Genomic DNA, 624 nt, shown 5'->3' on the forward strand with positions numbered 1-624 from the left:
TATCTACTGGGGGCTCTTGGCCTGTCCCCGAATACATATACCATCGATGGCCTCGAATATTACGGCGACATCAGCTATCTGAAGGGCGGCTTGACCACGGCGGATGCGATCACCACGGTCAGCCCTACCTACGCCCGGGAAATCCTGGCGCCAAGGTTTGGAATGGGGCTTCAAGGAGTCCTCAGAAAACGGGCCGGCATTCTTCGGGGCATCGTCAACGGGATAGATCGGGACATCTGGAATCCTGAGACCGATCACAATTTACCCGTCAATTACACAGTGCATGACATCGATCGCAAGTCCGCAAATCGATTGCCGCTTCTGGAGCGCTTCAATCTGGATCGCGATGACGGGCCGGTCTTTGCCGCCGTCAGCCGGCTGACCTGGCAGAAAGGGATGGACATCCTTGTCGAGGTCTCGGGCGAAATCGTTTCGCGTGGCGGAAAACTCATCGTTCTGGGGCAGGGCGATCGATCGATCGAGGAGGCCCTGGTCGCGAGCGCGGCTTGTTTTCCGGGCAGAATGGCCGTTGAACTGGGCTATTGCGAGGCGGACGCCCATCTGATTCATGCCGGAAGCGATATAATCGTTCAACCTTCACGGTTCGAGCCTTGCGGCCTTACG

The 624-nt window shown here is 57.5% G+C and carries 1 protein-coding gene; it reads left to right on the forward strand.

Features of this window, described 5'->3' with window-relative positions; all coding sequences use genetic code 11:
• Window positions 1–21: 21 nt before the first annotated feature.
• Window positions 22–624: glycogen/starch synthase (locus tag RNA01_RS23560; RefSeq protein ID WP_268906715.1), on the forward strand; the 603-nt coding region annotated here is incomplete at its 3' end.

Origin of the sequence: Paenirhizobium naphthalenivorans (assembly GCF_007992095.1) — a bacterium.
Classification (GTDB): domain Bacteria; phylum Pseudomonadota; class Alphaproteobacteria; order Rhizobiales; family Rhizobiaceae; genus Allorhizobium; species Allorhizobium naphthalenivorans.